Origin of the sequence: Streptomyces sp. LBL, from assembly GCF_029893585.1 — a bacterium.
In the GTDB taxonomy this organism is placed as follows: Bacteria; Actinomycetota; Actinomycetes; order Streptomycetales; family Streptomycetaceae; genus Streptomyces.
The window spans coordinates 244,610-263,661 of sequence record NZ_JARXYX010000009.1 but is presented as its reverse complement, the minus strand read 5'-3'; the positions used below and the strand labels follow the sequence as shown (position 1 = coordinate 263,661).

At 71.4% G+C, this 19,052-nt stretch carries 14 protein-coding genes and 1 pseudogene; 11 read left to right on the top strand and 4 right to left on the bottom strand.

The window, feature by feature from the left end:
• A pseudogene (locus tag M2271_RS13960) lies at window positions 1–383 on the bottom strand (hypothetical protein); the annotation flags it as partial.
• A gap of 267 nt (window positions 384–650) precedes the next feature.
• Between M2271_RS13960 and purN the strand changes: the two are divergent.
• Both purN and purH read left to right on the top strand, forming a co-directional pair.
• A complete protein-coding gene (gene purN / locus M2271_RS13955) occupies window positions 651–1,280 on the top strand; it encodes a phosphoribosylglycinamide formyltransferase (protein WP_280887489.1) in 630 nt (209 codons plus the stop codon).
• On the top strand, window positions 1,277–2,845 hold the full coding sequence (gene purH / locus M2271_RS13950) for a bifunctional phosphoribosylaminoimidazolecarboxamide formyltransferase/IMP cyclohydrolase (protein ID WP_280887488.1): 1,569 nt from the start codon (window positions 1,277–1,279) through the stop codon (window positions 2,843–2,845). The genes purN and purH overlap by 4 nt, the downstream gene beginning before the upstream one ends.
• Before the next feature lie 254 nt (window positions 2,846–3,099).
• On the opposite strand, the gene M2271_RS13945 is transcribed toward purH, so the two are convergent.
• From M2271_RS13945 to M2271_RS13935, 3 genes are all read right to left on the bottom strand, one after another.
• The gene (locus tag M2271_RS13945; RefSeq protein WP_280887487.1) at window positions 3,100–4,857 is read right to left on the bottom strand and encodes a protein kinase; all 1,758 of its coding nucleotides are present in this window, start codon (window positions 4,855–4,857) and stop codon (window positions 3,100–3,102) included.
• Window positions 4,854–5,600: an FHA domain-containing protein gene (locus tag M2271_RS13940; RefSeq protein WP_280887486.1), complete on the bottom strand. Its 747-nt coding sequence runs from the start codon at window positions 5,598–5,600 to the stop codon at window positions 4,854–4,856. The genes M2271_RS13945 and M2271_RS13940 overlap by 4 nt, the downstream gene beginning before the upstream one ends.
• Window positions 5,601–5,713: 113 nt before the next feature.
• Window positions 5,714–6,286 (bottom strand): hypothetical protein, encoded by a 573-nt coding sequence (locus M2271_RS13935; RefSeq protein WP_280887485.1) that lies wholly within the window; start codon window positions 6,284–6,286, stop codon window positions 5,714–5,716.
• Window positions 6,287–6,560: 274 nt separating this feature from the next.
• On the opposite strand from M2271_RS13935, the gene M2271_RS13930 reads away from it, so the two are divergent.
• From M2271_RS13930 to M2271_RS13890, 9 genes are all read left to right on the top strand, one after another.
• On the top strand, window positions 6,561–7,415 hold the full coding sequence (locus M2271_RS13930) for a bifunctional methylenetetrahydrofolate dehydrogenase/methenyltetrahydrofolate cyclohydrolase (RefSeq protein WP_280887484.1): 855 nt from the start codon (window positions 6,561–6,563) through the stop codon (window positions 7,413–7,415).
• Window positions 7,416–7,779: 364 nt separating this feature from the next.
• Complete coding sequence (locus tag M2271_RS13925) at window positions 7,780–8,250, top strand: DUF3017 domain-containing protein (protein ID WP_280887508.1); 471 nt, start codon at window positions 7,780–7,782, stop codon at window positions 8,248–8,250.
• Window positions 8,251–8,856: 606 nt separating this feature from the next.
• Window positions 8,857–10,284: an XRE family transcriptional regulator gene (locus M2271_RS13920; protein ID WP_280887483.1), complete on the top strand. Its 1,428-nt coding sequence runs from the start codon at window positions 8,857–8,859 to the stop codon at window positions 10,282–10,284.
• Window positions 10,285–10,924: 640 nt separating this feature from the next.
• Window positions 10,925–11,914 carry a malate dehydrogenase gene (locus tag M2271_RS13915; RefSeq protein WP_280887482.1) on the top strand — a complete coding sequence of 330 codons (990 nt, stop codon included), beginning with the start codon at window positions 10,925–10,927 and terminating at the stop codon, window positions 11,912–11,914.
• Between the two features lie 274 nt (window positions 11,915–12,188).
• Window positions 12,189–14,039, top strand: a complete 1,851-nt coding sequence (locus M2271_RS13910) for a hypothetical protein (RefSeq protein ID WP_280887481.1) — start codon at window positions 12,189–12,191, stop codon at window positions 14,037–14,039.
• Window positions 14,026–14,385 (top strand): hypothetical protein, encoded by a 360-nt coding sequence (locus M2271_RS13905; RefSeq protein ID WP_280887480.1) that lies wholly within the window; start codon window positions 14,026–14,028, stop codon window positions 14,383–14,385. The genes M2271_RS13910 and M2271_RS13905 overlap by 14 nt, the downstream gene beginning before the upstream one ends.
• A 436-nt stretch (window positions 14,386–14,821) precedes the next feature.
• A complete protein-coding gene (locus M2271_RS13900; RefSeq protein ID WP_280887479.1) occupies window positions 14,822–15,526 on the top strand; it encodes a hypothetical protein in 705 nt (234 codons plus the stop codon).
• Between the two features lie 289 nt (window positions 15,527–15,815).
• Entirely contained in the window at window positions 15,816–17,162 is a 1,347-nt protein-coding gene (locus M2271_RS13895) for a hypothetical protein (protein ID WP_280887478.1), read from the top strand.
• Window positions 17,163–17,375: 213 nt separating this feature from the next.
• Window positions 17,376–18,896: an aldehyde dehydrogenase family protein gene (locus M2271_RS13890; RefSeq protein WP_280887477.1), complete on the top strand. Its 1,521-nt coding sequence runs from the start codon at window positions 17,376–17,378 to the stop codon at window positions 18,894–18,896.
• Window positions 18,897–19,052: the final 156 nt, after the last annotated feature.

Sequence of the window (19,052 nt, the reverse complement as noted above, 5' to 3'; positions counted from 1 at the left end):
CGCCCGTCGGTGCTGTCGCGCCCGTCGGTGCTGTCGCGCCCGTCGGTGCTGTCGCGCCCGTCGGTGCTGTCGCGCCCGTCGGTGCTGTCGCGCCCATCGTCTCCGTCGCGTCTGTCGTCCTGGTGCGCGCCCTCGCCTCGGCTGCTGCCCTCGCCTCGGCTGCCGACGTCACCTTGGGGCGACTGGCCGCCCTGCCCCTCGCCGGCACCCGGAGGGAACCCGCCGCCCCGGCCACCGACACCGCCACCACCGCCACTCGTGCCCGTCGCGTCCGTCGCGTCCGACGGAGAGGCCGGGCGCTCTCGCAGCAGCATGCCCATGCGCTCCCCTCCCTGCGGTGACTGCGGGGGAAACGTGAGGAGTCGCAGGCTGCGGTCCGGCATCAAGTGAGCGTCTTCCCCTAGGTGATAAGGCTGTCTGGCCTGAGCTGTCACTTGGAGAACGCACCACACCACGACCGCGTTCCCGAGCCCGCTCCTCGCAGACGCTACCTTCCGGCCACGCCCCCGTCCCGCGGGGGCCGCCCGCTGTGCCGGTATCGTTGCTGACGGTCGGCCGCTTCGTAGGCTTCCCTGTATCCCGGGGCGCGAAGCATTCGTAGGAATGCACAGGCCGCCCGCACCGACGCACCCCCGAGAAAGGGCCCCACCGTGGCCGCCAAGCCCGTGGCCAAGCGCCTTGTCGTGCTGGTCTCCGGATCCGGTACGAATCTCCAGGCGCTGCTCGACACCATCGCGACCGTCGGCGTCGAGGCGTACGGCGCCGAGATCGTGGCCGTGGGCGCCGACCGCGAGGGCATCGAGGGGCTGGCGCGGGCCGAGCGCGCGGGGATTCCCACCTTCGTGCGGAAGGTCAAGGACTACGGGACGCGCGAGGAGTGGGACGCCTCCCTCGCCGAGGCGACCGCCGCCCACGAGCCCGACCTCGTCGTCTCCGCCGGGTTCATGAAGATCGTGGGCAAGGAGTTCCTGGCGCGCTTCGGCGGTCGGTTCGTCAACACCCACCCCGCGCTGCTGCCGAGTTTTCCCGGCGCCCACGGCGTCCGTGACGCGCTCGCGTACGGCGCCAGGGTCACCGGCTGCACCGTCCACTTCGTCGACGACGGCGTCGACACCGGCCCGATCATCGCTCAGGGCGTGGTCGAGATCCGGGACGAGGACGACGAGAGCGCTCTGCACGAGCGCATCAAGGAAGTCGAGCGAAGGCTGCTCGTCGAGGTCGTGGGGCGCCTCGCCCGCAACGGCTATCGCATTGAGGGACGAAAGGTAGTTATCCAGTGACCGCCACCGCCGAGAGCAACCAGCGGGCCATCCGTCGTGCGCTCGTCAGCGTCTACGACAAGACCGGGCTCGAAGACCTCGCGCGCGGGCTGCACGAGGCGGGCGTCGAGCTCGTCTCCACCGGGTCCACGGCCGCGAAGATCGCCTCCGCAGGCGTCCCCGTCACCAAGGTGGAGGACCTCACCGGCTTCCCCGAGTGCCTGGACGGCCGCGTCAAGACCCTGCACCCCAAGGTCCACGCGGGCATCCTCGCCGACCTGCGGCTCGAGGACCACCGGCGGCAGCTGGAGGAGCTGGGCGTCGAGCCCTTCGACCTCGTGGTCGTCAACCTCTACCCGTTCCGCGAGACCGTCGCCTCCGGTGCCACGCCCGACGAGTGCGTGGAGCAGATCGACATCGGTGGGCCGTCCATGGTGCGCGCCGCCGCCAAGAACCACCCGTCGGTCGCCGTCGTCACCAGCCCCGCCCGCTACGGCGACGTCCTCGCCGCGGTCAAGGACGGCGGTTTCGACCTCGGCACCCGCAAGCGGCTGGCCGCCGAGGCCTTCCGGCACACGGCCGAGTACGACATCGCGGTCTCCTCCTGGTTCGCCTCCGCCTACGCGCCCGCCGACGACTCGCCGTTCCCCTCCTTCCTCGCCACCAGCCTGGAGCGCGCGCACACCCTGCGCTACGGCGAGAACCCGCACCAGCCCGCCGCCCTGTACACCGCGGGCACGGGCGGCCTGGCGGAGGCCGAGCAACTGCACGGCAAGGAGATGTCGTACAACAACTACGCGGACACGGACGCCGCCCGTCGTGCCGCGTACGACCACGCCGAGCCGTGTGTCGCGATCATCAAGCACGCCAACCCGTGCGGCATCGCGATCGGCGCGGACGTCGCCGAGGCGCACCGCAAGGCGCACGCCTGCGACCCGTTGTCGGCGTTCGGCGGTGTGATCGCGGTCAACCGCCCGGTGTCGAAGGAGATGGCCGAGCAGGTCGCCGAGATCTTCACCGAGGTCATCGTCGCGCCCGACTACGAGGACGGCGCGCTGGAGGCCCTCGCCAGGAAGAAGAACATCCGCGTGCTGCGCTGCTCCGACGGCCCCGCGCACCCCGTCGACGTCAAGCCCATCGACGGCGGCGCCCTCCTCCAGGTCGCCGATCGCCTCCAGGCCGAGGGCGACGATCCGGCCAACTGGACGCTGGCGACGGGCGAGGCGCTGAGCCCCGAGCAGCTGACCGAGCTCGCCTTCGCCTGGAAGGCCTGCCGGGCCGTCAAGTCCAACGCGATCCTCCTCGCCAAGGATGGCGCCTCGGTCGGCGTCGGTATGGGGCAGGTCAACCGTGTCGACTCCGCGAAGCTGGCGGTGGAGCGGGCGGGCGCCGAGCGCGCGCAGGGGGCGTACGCCGCCTCGGACGCGTTCTTCCCCTTCCCGGACGGCCTGGAGATCCTCGTCGAGGCCGGGGTGAAGGCCGTGGTCCAGCCCGGCGGCTCGGTCCGCGACGAACTGGTCGTCGAGGCCGCGAAGAAGGCTGGCGTGACGATGTACTTCACGGGGACGCGGCACTTCTTCCACTAGCCCGCACCCCGCAGGCACCCTGCACCCTGCACCCCGCACCCCGCACCCCGCGTCACGCGGGTAGCCCGCACCGCGCATCACGCGGGTAGCCCGCATCCCGCAGGCAGCCCGCCCCCGCGGCGGGTAGCGAGCATCCTGCGGGTAGCGAGCATCCCGCCCGGCGGCCTCCGGCTCTCCCCCGAGTGGGTCGGAGGCCGCCTCGGGAGCCACGCTTCCACCGGCGGGGGCAGCCGGGTACCTCGGAGTTCTCAGGGTCACTTCTCGCCGGGGGGCGTGTACTCCTTGAGGTAGTGAGCGACGCGGACGGTGTAGGCGCGGGCCCTCGGGGGAGCACCGTTCGCGGCGTTCACCTTCTTGTAGGACGTCCGGTACGAGGCGGCGAGCAGCACCCGTCGGTCGCCCGGCAGGGAGGGGTTCAGCAGCGGCTCGATGGCGCAGAGGTAGCGGCCTACGGCGGGAATGGACTGTTCGGGGCTGAGGGGAGGGCGGGGGGTCTCCTCCGCGGGGACGCCGTCGCTGCGGACCCACCAGCGCAGGATGTTCGGGGTCCAGCGGGCGATGCCGTACTCGCCGTTGGCGGGGTCGGAGAGGTCCGGGTCGAAGTTGCTCTCCGCCTTGAGCATCGCCGCGATGAGGGCGGGGGTGATCTCCGGCTGGGTGCAGTTGTGGGCCGAGTCGACGATCAGTTTGCGGTACTTCACGGGGATGCCCTTGTCCGTGCGGAGTTCGGCGGCTCCGTAGTCGGCGGACGTGGCGTTCTGGGTGCTGGTGGCTGCGGAGACCGTCCCACCGCCATCGCCACCGCCCCCGCTTGCACCGGCACCGGTGTTGTCCTTGCCGCCGGTGTCCGACCAGGTGGAGACGCCGTAGCCGAGTGCGGCCACCGCCACCGTGGCGGCCACGGCGGCCAGGACGGCCGTACGGCGGGCGAGGCGCAGCCGGAGCGGGCGGGGCGAGCGGCCCGTGCCCGCCGCGGCCTCGACCCGGCGGAGCAGGGCCTCGGTGGTGACGCGGCCGGCGTGCGTACGCGTGAGACAGTCCTGCACGATCTGCCGCCACGCGTCCGGCAGCGTCGGCGACAGACGCAGTTCGTCGGTGCCGCGGGCGTATGCGGCGGCCGCGTCGCGGCGGGCCGTCGGCGTGCCGCCGGGCAGCGGGAAGGAGTCGGTGAGGACGAGATGGGCGAGGACACCGAAGGCCCAGACGTCGGCGGACGGGCGGATCCGGCGGCCGCGTTCGCCGATCTCCGACCAGAGGAGTTCCGGCGGGGTGTAGTCGGGCGTGGAGAACGCGGGGGTGTACGCGTGCGTGCCCTCCAGCTCCGCGGCCATGTTGAAATCGGCCAGCCGCGCGGAACCGTCCTTCATCAGCAGCACGTTGGCCGGTTTCAGGTCCCCGTGCACCCAGCCCGCGCGATGCAGTTGGGCCAGTCCCTCGCAGATCTGCGCCAGCAGCGCGGGCCCGGCGGCGGGCCGGGGCGAGGCGGCGAGCAGGGCGGACAGTGAGCGCTCCGCCTTCTCCAGTACGAGGACCGTGGCACCGTCGAGGGCGGGCTGTCCGGGGTCGTCGACGGTGAGGGTGTCGTACATCCGGATCAGGCGTGGGCGGTTGAGCCGACGGAGTAACTCGACCTCCCGCTCGATGAGTTCGCGCAGATGGGTCAGCTGCCTGGGGGTGCCCGTGCCGGTGGGCAGGAACTTCAGGGCGGCGGTGCGCGGCAACTCCGGCGTGGCCGCGGTGCCTTTTGCGCCCGCCGTGCCTTTCCTGCGCCCCGTGCGCCCCGTGCTCCCCGCACCCTCCGTCTTCCCCGCACCCTCCGTCTTCCCCGCACCCTCCGTACCCGCCGCACCCTCCGCGTCTCCCGTGCGTCCCGGTTCTCCCGCGTCACCCGTGTCCTCCGTGCGCCGGGCCTCGTACACGCTTCCGAACGCGCCGGTCGCGATCGGCTCGCGCACCTCCCAGGCGCCGACCCGGTACCCCCGGGGCACCGGCACGGCGTACGGCTCGGTCACTGTGACCTCCGGGCGGCCGCCGCCGTCAGGACGGTGAGATCGTCCTCCCGGACCAGGTCGAAGCGGAGCGCCAGCGACACCAGGGACTCCTTCTTGCCGTTGAGCCGGGCGCCCGTCTCCGCGGCCTCCGGGCCGGGCTTGAGGCGCAGTTTGACGGCCAGATAGTCGATGTTCCACTGGACGGAGGTCCGGGACGCCGCCGGCCAGTTCGGGCGCAGCCGGTCCACGACCTGATCGACCGTGGGCAGCGGGGCGTGCGGTTCCCCGCGCAGCCGTGGCTCGCAGAGCGCGGCGAGGACCGCGAAGTAGCGTTTGCTGCGGTCGACGGAGAAGGCGGGCGCGGTGGTGTCGCCGTCGAGGCCGCTCTCGGTGCGCAGATAGTCGTGACGCGGCGCCCACACGTCGATGGCCAGCAGGTCGCCCGCGGCGGGCAGCACGATCCGCGAGAACTCGAACGGTACCGGCGCGTCCAGTCGCCCCGGCCCGACCTTGATGTGCTCGCCCGCGCCCTCCGGGTTCTCCACGACGTACGTCTGGTGGCCGCAGAGGTTGCTCAGGGTCCAGAAGGCGCCCTGTGCGCTGATCGCGCCCGCTCTGCGGGAGACCCCGTCATGGGGGACGATCAGGTCGTTGTCGCGTTCGGAACGGCCGAAGGTCAGCCGCTCGCCGGGCGCGAGCTGCCGTTGGGTGCGACTGCGTTCGTCCTCCGTGGTCGGCGGAGGTACCACGATGATGCTGTACAAGGTGCTTCTCCCCGTGCCTGACGGCTACAGAGGTCAGAGTAGGGCGACGCACGAGGGCCGTGTCCCCCTCGTGCGGGTGAACACGGCCCTTGGGCAGGAATGGCGCGAACTGTTCAGTAGCGCGGGCGGTTGAACCAGGCCTTGCCCTTGGAGTTGCCGACGAAGACGGCGATCAGGATGCCGAGCACCAGGTGGACTATGCCCACCACAGGGAACGGGTAGAGGCCGAAGACCGCGGTGAGGACGCCGAAGACCAGGGCCGTGACGCGCAGGCCGTTGCCGCCGGAGGTGAACTTCGTCGCCAGGAAGGCCGCCCACACCAGCCACGCCAGCGCGAACACCATGAAGCCCCACAGCACGCCGGTCGGGTAGTCCGCGAACTGCTCGAAGGCGGCGTCGTCCTTGGCCTTGTCGACGGCCACGGCGGCGAACGCGAAGACGGCCACGCCGATGACCTGGAGGCCGACGATGACCCACAGCATCACGCGGGCGGCGCCGACCGAGCCGGGCATCGTGGTCATCGGGGCGGTGGCGCCGTAGGCGGCCTGTCCGACCGGCGGGGCCTGCGGGTAGCCGTAACCGGGCGCCTGGCCCTGCTGCTGCTGCGGGTAGCCGTAGCCCGGCTGCTGCGGCTGCTGTTGGCCCTGGGGCGCGCCGTATGGGTTGTTCGGATCGCCGTAACTCATGGCGGTTCTTCCTCCGTCGACTTCAAGTGCGGGGACGACGCGCGGCGGCATCGTACGGAGGAAAGTCATGCGGATGCGGCCGTCCCCCCGATGAGCTGCCCGCGGCACTGTGCATGTCATGATTCTTCACGATCGTCGCGCTTGTCCAGCCGCATTCCGCAGGCGTTGTGCAAGTGCAACATCGCTGATCATGAGGGCATACGGGGGCGGGTGCGGCACCTTTCCAGGGGCCCCGGATTGGTACCGGGACCGGGTCATCCGCGAGAATGGGACCATGACCGCCCAGATTCTCGATGGCAAGGCCACCGCAGCCGCGATCAAGTCCGATCTGACCGCCCGCGTGGCGGCGCTGAAGGAGAAGGGCATCACGCCCGGCCTCGGCACGATCCTCGTCGGGGACGACCCCGGCAGCCAGAAGTACGTCGCCGGCAAGCACCGTGACTGTGCGCAGGTCGGTATCGCCTCCATCCAGCGCGAGCTGCCGGCCACGGCGACGCAGGAGGAGATCGAGGCGGTCGTCCGCGAGCTGAACGAGGACCCCGCCTGCACCGGCTACATCGTCCAGCTGCCGCTGCCCAAAGGCATCGACGAGAACCGGATCCTGGAGCTCATGGACCCGGACAAGGACGCCGACGGCCTGCACCCGATGAACCTCGGCCGGCTCGTCCTCAACGAGCCCGCGCCGCTGCCCTGCACCCCTAACGGCGTGCTGACGCTGCTCCGTCAGTACGGCGTGGAGATCAAGGGCGCCGAGGTGGTGGTCGTCGGCCGTGGCGTGACCATCGGCCGGCCGATGCCGTTGATGCTGACCCGCCGCAGCGAGAACGCCACGGTGACGCAGTGCCACACCGGCACCCGGGACCTGTCGGCGCACCTCAAGCGGGCGGACATCATCGTCGCCGCGGCCGGTTCCGCGCACCTGATCCGCGCCGAGGACGTGAAGCCGGGCGCCGCCGTCCTCGACGTCGGCGTCTCCCGCAGCGCCGAGGGCAAGATCGTCGGCGATGTCCACCCGGACGTGGCCGAGGTGGCCGCCTTCATCTCCCCGAACCCCGGCGGCGTCGGCCCGATGACCCGGGCCCAGCTGCTCGTCAACGTGGTGGAGGCGGCAGAGCGCAGTGCCGGCTGAGGACAGGCGGGGCAGGGCCGAGGAGATGGCGCGGGCGGAGGAGACCGGGCGGGCCGACGACGTCAAGGACGTCGGTGACACCGAGGCCGTGAACGAGCCCCGGGCCGCCGGCGACACAGAGGCGGGCGACTCCCGCCGGACCCTCGCCGGCGCAGGCACCGGCGCCGGGGCTCGTGACGACACCCGGGCCGTCGATGACGACGGAGCCGCCGACGGCGCTGCGGCCTCGGGTGCCCATGCGGCGTCGGGCGACATCGGGGTCGTAGAGGCCACCGGGGTCGTATCGGCCACCGCGGTAGTGGAGACCACCGCCACCGTTGACGACCCCGGGTCCCTCGACGGCACCACGGTGTCGGGCACCACGGTGTCGGGCACCGGGGTGGAGCCGGAGGACGTTGAGGTGCGGGACGCCGTCAGTGTGCCCGATGCCGAGGGGAGGCCGCGGCGGGCTACCCGGCGGTTCCCGCTGTTCACCAGGGACACCGCGCGTCCCGAGGGCGGTGGCCGGGCCGCGCCGCGGGACGCGCCGGCGCCGGCCCGGCAGTGGCCCATCCTCGGCGTCCTGACGGCGGTGGGAGTCGGCCTGCTGCTGACCGCCCTCGACCAGTTCCGCTCCGGCACGCTGCTGATCGGCGTCGCGCTGCTGGCCGGCGGCGTCCTGCGCTGGCTGGTGCCGGACGTCGGCATGCTCGCCGTGCGCTCCCGCTTCACCGACATGGTCACGTACGGCGTGCTGGGCTCCGCGATCGCGTTGCTGGCGCTGATGGTGCAGCCGAACCCCTGGCTGGTGATCCCGTTCCTCAAGGACACCCTGCACTTCACGGTCAGCGGCTGACCGGGGCACCGGGACCGGCGGCCCGTCCTCTCCCCCGAGTGAAGGACGGGCCGCCGTCCGGATCCACCCTCCTGCACGGGAACTGCCTGTTCAACGGCTGTAGGCCGGCTGTGGCACGGAAGTGACCGTTCCGCCACGGTGTCCGCGGTTCGCTACAGCGCGGTTCGCTGCAGCGCGGTCGAGAAGAGCGGGCGCGGACGGGGCGGGCGACTGCTGGGGTCGGCCGTGCTGCTGCTCCGCCTCACGCCGCTGATGGAGGTGGTCGGCAGGGTGGGGTTCGGGTGAGCCGGACACTGCCGTGGCAGGCGGTATTTCCGGTGTGTACCTCCTGTGTTGATGTATTGACACGTTCGTGCATTTGACACGAAGTCGTTCGATATCGGTACTAGCGTTACCCCTCTGCCGGCGGAGCGCTGGACCTCTTTCCGGTGGGCGTGCGACGGTGCATGCCCGCGGCCACGATGCACCTGTGCGCCCCCCACCCCGGGAACTGAGATCCTGAGTGTGCGCATCCCTGTGGGTAGCCACAACGGGGACTCGGCAGAGGGCACCACGCACCGGGAAACGCGCGGAAGAACCAGCACTACCGGGGGAAGAGGGGGAGCAATGCCTCGTTGGAAGGCTTTGCCGGACGAACTCGATCCGCAGGTCAGGGAGTTCGCGAGCCAGTTGCGCCGGCTCGTGGACCGCAGTGGCCTGAGTATCGCGGCGGTGGCGGACCGCACCGGCTACAGCAAGACGTCCTGGGAGCGGTATCTGAACGGTCGGCTCCTCGCGCCGAAGGGTGCGATCGTCGCCCTGGCCGAGGTCACCGGCACCAATCCCATTCATCTGACCACGATGTGGGAGCTCGCCGAGCGCGCCTGGAGCCGCTCCGAGATGCGCCACGACATGACCATGGAAGCCATCCGGATCTCCCAGGCGCGCGCCGCGCTCGGCGAGTTCGGCGGAGAGGCCGGCGCCCCCGCGGCGAACGCCGGGGGAAGCAGACCGGCCCGCAGGAGCGGCAGCGCCACGGCCACGCCCGGCATCGCCGGACCGGCGGGGGTGGCCCCGACCGTGCCGCCGCAGCCGACGGCGCCGGAAGCCCGCGACTCGATCGGCGGCGGGGTACGGGAGGCGCGGCCCTCGGGTGGTACGAGCGGATCCTCGGGCGGTTCGTCGAGTGGGGTGAAGCCGGGGGCGGCGGGCGGTTCGTCGAGTGGGGTGAAGCCGGGGGCGGCGGCCGGTTCGTCAGCTGGTTCCCCGGACGGCTCTTCGGACGGCTCCCCGGACGGCTCATCGAGCCGGAACTCCTGGGGACTGGCGGGCTATCAGGGTCCGTCGCCGACCGGTGGTGGCCGTACGGCAGGGGCTGTGCCGCCCGCGTCGACCCCCTCAACGCCGGTGCCCCCGTCTCCGTCCCCGTCCCCGTCTCCGTCGCCTTCACCCACGTCCACGCCGTCCACCCCGGCCGACGGGCCAGGGTGGAATCCGGCGTCGACGGGGCCGTACGGCCAACCCCCGCAGGGGCGCCGGCCCGGCCGTGGCCCGTCCGGCGGGGCGGGCGGCAAGAGGCGGTTGACGATGTTCCTCGCGGGCGTCGTCGGCGTGGTGGTCGTGGTGGCCGCCGCCTTCTTCCTGACGAACGGCCGCGAAGGCAAGAAGCAGAACGCCGCGCCGTCGCCCTCGCCGTCCCTCAGTGACGCCAAACTTCCGGCCGGGGTGAAGTGCAGCGGTGCCTCCTGCACCGGCAAGGACGCGGAGAGCATGGGCTGCAGCGGCGACCTCGTGACCACCGCCAAGACCGCGACCGTCGGCGCCGCTGTCGTCGAGGTCCGCTACAGCGAGACCTGTGCGGCGGCGTGGGGCCGTATCACGCAGGCCGTACAGGGTGATGAGGTGCGGGTGACCGTGGGGAAGACCGAGCAGAACGGGACCGTCACGGTGGTCGGCGACACGATCGCGTACACCCCGATGGTGGCCGTGAAGGACGCGGGCGAGGCGAAGGCCTGCGTGACGCTGGCGGCCGGGCAGGAGGGGTGCACCCAGTAGGACGGGACGGGTGCACGAAGCAGAACCGTGAGCCGAACGGGCGCACCAAGCCGAACGGGTGCACCATGCAGAACGGGCGCACCAAGCAGGAGGGGCCACCCAGCAGCCCGTCCGGCCTTGCGGACGAGGTTGTTCAGGCCTGAAGCAGAGGCCGGGTGGCCGGGTGGCCGGGTGCCGGGTGGTCGGCAGGCTGGGGCGGCAAACCCCAGCCGGGCCCGCACACGAGCGCCCGCGCACGAGGGGGCGGTCGCGAGGGGGCGGTCGCGAGCGTGACGTGGCGTGGCGTGGCGTGTCGAAAGAATTCCGGACACCGTGCGCATGGCTCCCCGAATCGCGGGCACGCGAACGTTACCCCCTCGGGAGTCCGGAAACGGCACCCCCATACGGCGGCCGCCTTCGTCCCCCTCTCCCGGACGGGCGGCCGCCTCCCCCTGTCAGCTTCCTGTCGGCCCGGACGAGACGCCGCAAAGTCCGGCGGCGGCGGCAACGGCACCGGCCTGTGGGGTGGGCCACACAACCCCGGACGTCCGACATCCCGGATGCGCGATAGCCTGACCGCTGGATCTCTCTTGACGCCAAGAGATCGATCAAACGTCCGGGGCAGGGACGCCCCACCGCCAGCTGTCATACGGAGAACGCCATGACCCGCACTCCCGTGAACGTCACCGTCACCGGCGCGGCCGGCCAGATCGGTTACGCCCTGCTCTTCCGCATCGCCTCCGGCCAGCTGCTCGGCGCGGACGTGCCGGTCAAGCTCCGCCTTCTCGAGATCACCCCGGCGCTCAAGGCGGCCGAGGGCACCGCCATGGAGCTGGACGACTGCGCCTTCCCGCTCCTTCAGGGCATCGACATCACGGACGACCCGAACGTCGCCTTCGACGGCACGAACGTCGCCCTCCTCGTCGGCGCCCGCCCCCGCACCAAGGGCATGGAGCGCGGTGACCTGCTCTCGGCCAACGGCGGCATCTTCAAGCCGCAGGGCAAGGCCATCAACGACAACGCCGCGGACGACATCAAGGTCCTGGTCGTCGGCAACCCGGCCAACACCAACGCCCTGATCGCCCAGGCCGCCGCCCCGGACGTACCGGCCGAGCGCTTCACCGCGATGACCCGCCTCGACCACAACCGCGCGCTGACCCAGCTCGCGAAGAAGACGGGCTCCACGGTCGCCGACATCAAGCGCCTGACCATCTGGGGCAACCACTCCGCCACCCAGTACCCGGACATCTTCAACGCCACCATCGCCGGCAAGAACGCCGCCGAGGTCGTGAGCGACGAGAAGTGGCTGGCCGACGACTTCATCCCGACCGTCGCCAAGCGCGGCGCCGCGATCATCGAGGCCCGTGGCGCGTCGTCGGCCGCCTCCGCAGCCAACGCCGCCATCGACCACGTGTACACCTGGGTCAACGGCACGGCCGACGGCGACTGGGCCTCCATGGGCATCCCGTCGGACGGCTCCTACGGCGTCCCGGAGGGCCTGATCTCCTCCTTCCCGGTCACCACCAAGGACGGCAGCTACGAGATCGTCCAGGGCCTGGACATCAACGAGTTCTCCCGCGCCCGCATCGACGCCTCCGTCAAGGAGCTCGAGGAGGAGCGCGAGGCGGTCCGCGGTCTCGGCCTCATCTGACCCTGCCGTACCCCCCGGCTCCCTCAGGACCCCGCACGGGCCCCGCTCCGGTTTCGACCGGGACGGGGCCCGTGCGCCGTGCCGGGGCGTCCACGATCGGCGCTGATGGTCGGGTTCTGATGGTCGGGTTCTGACGGTCGGGCGCTGATGGGCGGATGCTGTCCGGGGCGAGCGAGCTGACATTCCGGTTCCGCTGGTCTCCCCTGTCCCTCTATGCTGATTGTTTGTCAACAGCACTCTGAGTATGGGCCTTTACACGCATCGGGGGATCGGCGTGAGCACCACCTATGTGCCTGAACAACCACAGCCGAGCGACACGGGCGCCACACCGGCGCCCTCGGCACCACCGCACCCGCCCACTCCGCCGCACGCCACCGAGGCGAGTCGGCTGCTGTGTGCGGGCGCCTATCTGGACTCCGGTTACCGGGACAAGGTGATCGAGCAGCTCCATCTCAACGAGCAGCGGATCGTCGCCCCCTCGCTCGGCTTCGACGCGGCCCGGGTCCTCGCGCATGCCCTGCGGGCCCGCCGCCAGGAACTGCTGTGGGCCGGGGCGATCCTCTTCCTGTGGGTGGTCGGGCTGCCGTTGACAGGCGGCCTGCTGGCCGGCTTCCTCGGCCCCAGCCTGCTGCTCGCCTTCGCCGGCTGGGTCCGCGGCGACGCCGCCGACCCGCCCGTCAACCGGCGGCTGCTCGCCTTCCTGATCCGCTGGTGGGGCCGCTTCACCTTCGCGCTCTTCCTGCTCATCACGCTTTTCGCCGCGTTCGGCGGCAAGGACGACGACTCGCACCAGTCCTCGGACTCGTACCAGTCCTCGGACTCGTACGGCTACTCCAGCGACTCCTCGGGCGACTCCTCCAGCTGGACCGACCTGCTGGCCCCCGACCCCGGCAAGGCCAGCGGCCTGATCGAACCCTGGCGGGCCTGGCTCACGCTCGGCATGTTCGCGCTCATCGCGCTGTGCGTGGTCGCGAAGCAGATCCAGTGGGCCAGGGTGATGGACGCCGAGCTGTCCCCGGCACGCTTCCCGGACGCCGCAGCCGACCCGGCGGAGCAGGCCGAGGGGCAGCGGTTCCAGCGGCTGAAGGAACGTATCCGGACCGAGCAGCACGCGCCGCTGGTCATGTACCACGAGGCGCGGCCGTTCTGCGGGGCGGGCGAGGCCCACGAGACCTGGGTCCTGGCCGTCGAACTGCGTCCTGACGGGATGAAGAAGCAGCAGCCGCTCAACAACCGCACGGTCCTGGAGAAGGTACGCCCGCTGCTGGAACAGCTGCGGCTGCCCGCCGAGTTCGCCGGGCACACCGTGCGCGACCGGCTGCGCTGGATGGAGATCGACGAGTACGTGTTCCTGCCCGCCGAGGGGCTCAGGGGGCGCGAGGAAGCGCCGTACAACGAGCAGGCCTTCGAGGAGCACCGGGCGCGTGCGGTCGAGGAGGGCGCCGAGAAGCGGCGGCACTTTCTGCGCATCCGCGTCGGCGGCTGGGAGGAGGAGCTGATCGTCACGGTGTTCGTGCGTATCCACACCCAGGGCCGCATGCTCACGCTGGAGATCGCCCCGCATGTCCTGCTGCCGGTACGCGCGGACTTCAAGGACGCCGACCGTACGGCCCATGCCTTCCGCCACAACAGCGTGGTCGGCAAGGCCGCCTGGGCCATCGCCCGGGTACCCGGCTCCGCGGCCCACTCCCTGGTCGCGCCGGCCAAGGGGCTCGTCTCCGCGTGGCGGCTGCTGACCGGCGGATACGCGGGCGCGCTGCCCGACGGGCCGGCCCTGTCGGTGCGGGAGCTGGGTTCGGCGCGTGTCGGTTCCACGTTCCAGGGGATGGATGTCTCCCGCTATCTCAAGAGCGTGCAGGACCGGGTGGCGCACGGGGTGCGGGCCGCGCTCTCCGACTCCGGCTACCAGACCGGCGAGTTCGTCCAGAAGATCGTCAACGTCAGCGGTGGCGGCGTGAACATCGAGGGCGGTGTCGAGGACAGCACGTTCGCGGTGGGCAGCCACGCCAAGGCCAGCTCCGCCACGACCTCCGCCACGCCCCCGGCCACGACCTCCGCCACTTCTTCCACGACGTCCGGCGGCACTGCGCCGCAGAAGGGATCCGGCACCGATGGCAACGGATGAGCCCCACGTCAGCATCAGCGGCGGTGTCTCGAAGAGCACCTTCGCGATCGGCAGCCACGCGCACGCCGAGAGCCACCACGGCACAGCACCGGTGCCCCGCGACCAGGCCGCCGAGGAACTGCTGGCGGCAGTACGAGAGCTGCGGGCCGACCTGACCCGGATGCGGGCCAGCGACGAGACGGCCGCGCTGGACGAGGCGCTCGCGGACACCGAGGACGAGATCACCCGCACCGGTGCGGCCGCCCCGTCCCGCCTGGACCGCCTGCGCCGGCTGCTCCAGGACTCCCAGTCCCTGGTGAGCCTCGTCGCCTCGGCCGGTGCTGTCGCCGGCCTCCTCAACAGCTGAGCGCGGAACGGAGAGGGACGTCATGAGCGGGGGAGCACGATACTGGAACGAGGAGACCCAACGCTGGGAGGACGGCGACGGTACGGAGTCTCCGTCCGCCGCGGTCACCCCACCGCCACCGGCTCGGCCGGCGTTCGCGCCGTCGGGGACGGCGGGGGAGGGAACATCTAAGGAGGGGACACCGGGCGAGGCACCCGGGCAGGGAACGCCCGGGCAGGGAACGCCCTCCGGCCCGGCGGTCGCGGGGGTCGGCGCTGGTGATGCGGCGTGGTCCCCTACCCAAGTGTCGAGCAGCGGGCCGGGGTTGCCGGGTCAGGCCGCGGGTCTGCCGGGTCAGGCCGGCGGAAACGGTGCCTGGCCGCCCGCCCCGTGGCCGAGCGGTGCCTGGCCCCCCGGTGCTTCTGCCCCAGCCCCGGCACCCGCCCCCGGCCGGGGGATGAGCCGTCGGCTCGTGTGGTCCGTCCTGATCGGGGCCGCCGCCGTAGGAGTGGCCGTCAGCCTCGTGCTGACTCTGGTGGTCTCCGGGGACGACAAGCCGTCGGCTGCGGCGAGCGCGTCCGAGTCGTCCCCGCCGACCGAGGTCGCGCAGCAGAGCGATCCCCAGCCGACACCCACCGAGGAGACGGCGTCCCCGTCCGTCTCGCCCCCCGGACTCCCCGCGGGCTACGAGTCGTACGAGGACACCGAGGGCTTCCGGACAGCGCGGCCCAAGGGATGGACCCGCAGCACGGTGCCCTCCCAGTTCGGCATCGCCGTCGTCAACTACCGCAGTGCGGACGGCGAACACCGGCTGCAGTTCTACCAGGTCGCCGAGGAGACCCCGGACGCGTCGTTCGACCTGTACCTGTCCGACCAGACGGCCAAGCCCGCCGGCTTCAAGGAAATCTCTCTCACGAACCTCGACGACGGCGAGTTCACCGGCTCACGGCTGGAGTACCTGGCCGACCGCATCAAGGGGGAGCCCGACGTGGGCACCTGGCACGTCTACGACGAGCGGTTCGTGGCGGCGGACGGCACCCTCTACGCCATCGCCGCCTACGGCCCGGACGCGGACGGCGGCGACGACGAACTGGAGCTGCTCACCACCGCCTTGGACCACTTCTGCCCGCCCTACGCCTGCGACCCGGCGGCGATCGACTGAGCGGCGACGTACCTCATGCCGCCACGGGCACACTGTGCGCGGGACAGAGGGCGGGACAGATGGCGGGGCAGATGGCGGGACAGATGGCGGGACAGATGGCGGGGCACCAGTCGATGCGGTCGAAGGGACTGCCGGAGGTTCCGGGGCAGAACTCGGGGCCCGCCGGGCGGCGTCGGCTTGTTTGTCCTCTCGCTTTGTCCTCCCGCCCCGTTGCCCGCGGCCGGTTCCCGGTATTGGCTTCGCTTGGCCCGTACGTCCAGGGCCCAAGGAGCTTGTCGAAGGGGGAGCAGTGCGTGGTCTGAGACAGGTCGCCGTGCTGGCGGCGTTAGTGGGCAGCTGCGCGACCGCGCTGCCGGTGACCATGGCGGTGGCGTCCGGCCGCGAACCCCGGCCGCGCACGGAACGGGTCAGTGTCACGGCCGAGGGCGGACAGGCGAACGATTTCTCCGGTGTGGGCGGCATCAGCGCCAACGGCCGCTACATCGCCTTCGCTTCCTCGGCAACCAATCTGGTGCCCGGTGACAGCAATGGGTTTTCCGACATTTTCGTCAAGGATCTGCACACCGGCACGATCGAGCGGGTCAACGTGGCCGACGACGGCTCCCAGGCCGACAACGAGGCCCTGACGTACTCGATGAGCGCGAACGGGCGCTACATCGCCTTCAGTTCCTACGCCGACAACCTGGCGCCCGGCGACACTCCTGACGCCCTGGACGTATTCGTCCACGACCGCCTGACGGGGCGGACAGAGGTCCTCGTCAAGGCCGGGGTCGCCTGGGCCCAGACCGACGAACCGTCCATCAGCGCCAACGGCCGCTACGTCGCCTTCACTTCCAGCAGGAGCGATCTGGTCCCCGGGGACACCAACGACCGTCGGGACGTCTTCGTCCGCGACCGCTGGAAGAAGACCACCGAACGGGTCAGCGTGGCCGACGACGGCACCCAGACCGACGGGTTCTCGGAGGGCGCGGCGATCAGCGCGGACGGGACCCGGATCGGCTTTCGGACCCAGTTCTCCCTCGACGGGGACGACGAAGCGGGGGCGCGACCGGATGCCCCCGGCGTCAGACGGCCGGAGGCCTTCATCTTCTACGTACACGACACCCGCTCGGGGCGAACCGTCCTGGCGGCGCACACCGGCGACGGCGTGCCCGTGGCCGTCCGAGGCGACATCGGGCTGAGCCCGGACGGGCGCTACGCTCTCTACGCCAGTGAGTGGCCGGAGATCGTGCCGGGCGACACCAACGACAAACGGGACGTCTTCGCCAAGGACCTGGTCACCCGAGCCACCCGGCGCCTCACACTCGCCTACGACGGGTCGGAGCCGAACGACCACTCGGCCGGCGGAGCTGCTCTCAGCGCCGACAATCGGCATGTGGTCTTCACCTCGTCCGCCGACAACCTGGTGCCGGGCGACACGAACGGCGTCGCGGACGCCTTCGTACGCGACCTGGTCACAGGCGAGGTCCAGCGGGTCGATGTCACGGAGGACGGGGCGCAGAGCGACAGAGCTCAACGCACGTCCCCTGTTGTCGACGCCTTCGGCCGGACCGTGGCCTTCACCTCCGCGGAGGACGACCTCGTACCCGGGGACACGAACGAGACCAGCGACGTCTTCGTCCGCCGCCTCGATTGAACGGCGCACCCGGTCCACCCATTCATGACCGGTGGGCACGACACCTCTCCAGTGACTGGTTTGCCCTATTGGTCCGCATGTTCAGTGATGCCGCGCACTTTCGGCCACGGATTGTGCATGCAATCGAGGTGCGGGGGCATGTGGGCACCGTCCCGGCGAGTGGCGCGTATGTGACGCAGGGGTACTGAACAGGAACGGAAGGCAATACCGATCATGGCGGACAGAATGGAACTGCGACCGCGGAAGACCATCCACGCGGACGGGGAGTGGATTGAAGCCGTCTCCGGCGCCACGCGCGAGATCCTCGACCCCGTGGACGCCGCGCCGTTCGCCGTGGTCGCGGAGGGCGACGAGAAGGACACCGACCTGGCGGTCGCGGCCGCCAGGAAGGCGTTCGACCACGGCGACTGGCCCCGCACCCCGGTCACCGAGCGCGCCGAACTGCTGCGCCGCGTCGCCGATCTTCTCGTACGCGACCGTGAAGAGCTGGGTCTGCTGGAGAGCCGGGACGCGGGCAAGACCGTGGAGGAGGGCCGGGTCGACATCGACTGTGTCGCGGACGCCTTCCGCTACTTCGCCGACCTTGTCGCCGGCGAGGCGCCGGGCCGGGTCGTCGACGCGGGCTCGCCCGACATCCACAGCGTCGTCGTGCACGAGCCCGTCGGCGTGTGCGCGCTGATCACCCCCTGGAACTACCCCCTCCTCCAGGCCAGTTGGAAGATCGCCCCGGCGCTCGCGGCCGGCAACACCTTCGTGGTCAAGCCGAGTGAGATCACCCCGTTGACGACGATCGCGCTGATCGACCTGCTGGCGGAGGCCGGGCTCCCCGCCGGTGTCGCCAACATCGTCACCGGCCCCGGCCACTCGGTCGGCGCCCGGCTCGCCGAGCACCCCGACGTCGACCTCGTCTCCTTCACCGGCGGCCTGGCGAGCGGCACCAAGGTCGCCCAGGCCGCCGCCCCGAGCGTCAAGAAGGTCGCCCTGGAACTCGGCGGCAAGAACCCCAACGTCGTCTTCGCCGACGCCTGCGCCACCGACGAGGCCTTCGACACCGCCGTCGACCAGGCCCTCAACGCGGCGTTCATCCACAGTGGCCAGGTCTGCTCGGCCGGTGGCCGCCTCATCATCGAGGACTCCATACGGGACCGCTTCGTCACCGAGCTCGCCCGCCGGGCCGGGAGGATCCGCCTCGGCCGCGGCACCGCCGACGGCGTGGAGTGCGGCCCCCTGGTCTCCGAACAGCAGCGTGCCAAGGTGGAGGCGTACGTCGACTCCGCCCTCAAGGAAGGGGCGGTGCTGCGCTCCGGCGGCAAGCGCCCCGAGCCGTCCCCCGAGCGGCCCGAGAGCGGCTACTTCTACGAGCCGACCGTCCTCGACCACTGCCACCGCGAGATGCGGGTCGTACGGGAGGAGGTCTTCGGACCGGTGCTCACCGTCGAGACCTTCCGCACCGAGGACGAGGCCGTCGCCCTCGCCAACGACACCGAGTACGGTCTCGCGGGCGCCGTCTGGACCGCCGACGCCGGCCGGGCCCGCAGGGTCGCGGGCCGGTTGCGGCACGGCACCGTCTGGATCAACGACTTCCACCCCTATCTCCCGCAGGCGGAGTGGGGCGGCTTCGGCAAGAGCGGAGTGGGCCGCGAACTCGGCCCCGCCGGGCTCGCCGAGTACCGCGAGACCAAGCACGTCTACCAGAACCTCGCACCGAAGCCCGTCCGCTGGTTCGCCGGCTGATCCCCTCCCCATGCCGGCCCCCGAAGCTCCGCACGCCGACCCTGAAGCCCCCTGCCCCCTCGGCCTGAAGCTTTCACCCTCCACCGGCCCGAAGCTTTCACCTTCCACCGGCCCGAAGCTTTCACCCTCCACCGGCCCGAAGCTCGGTCCTCACGC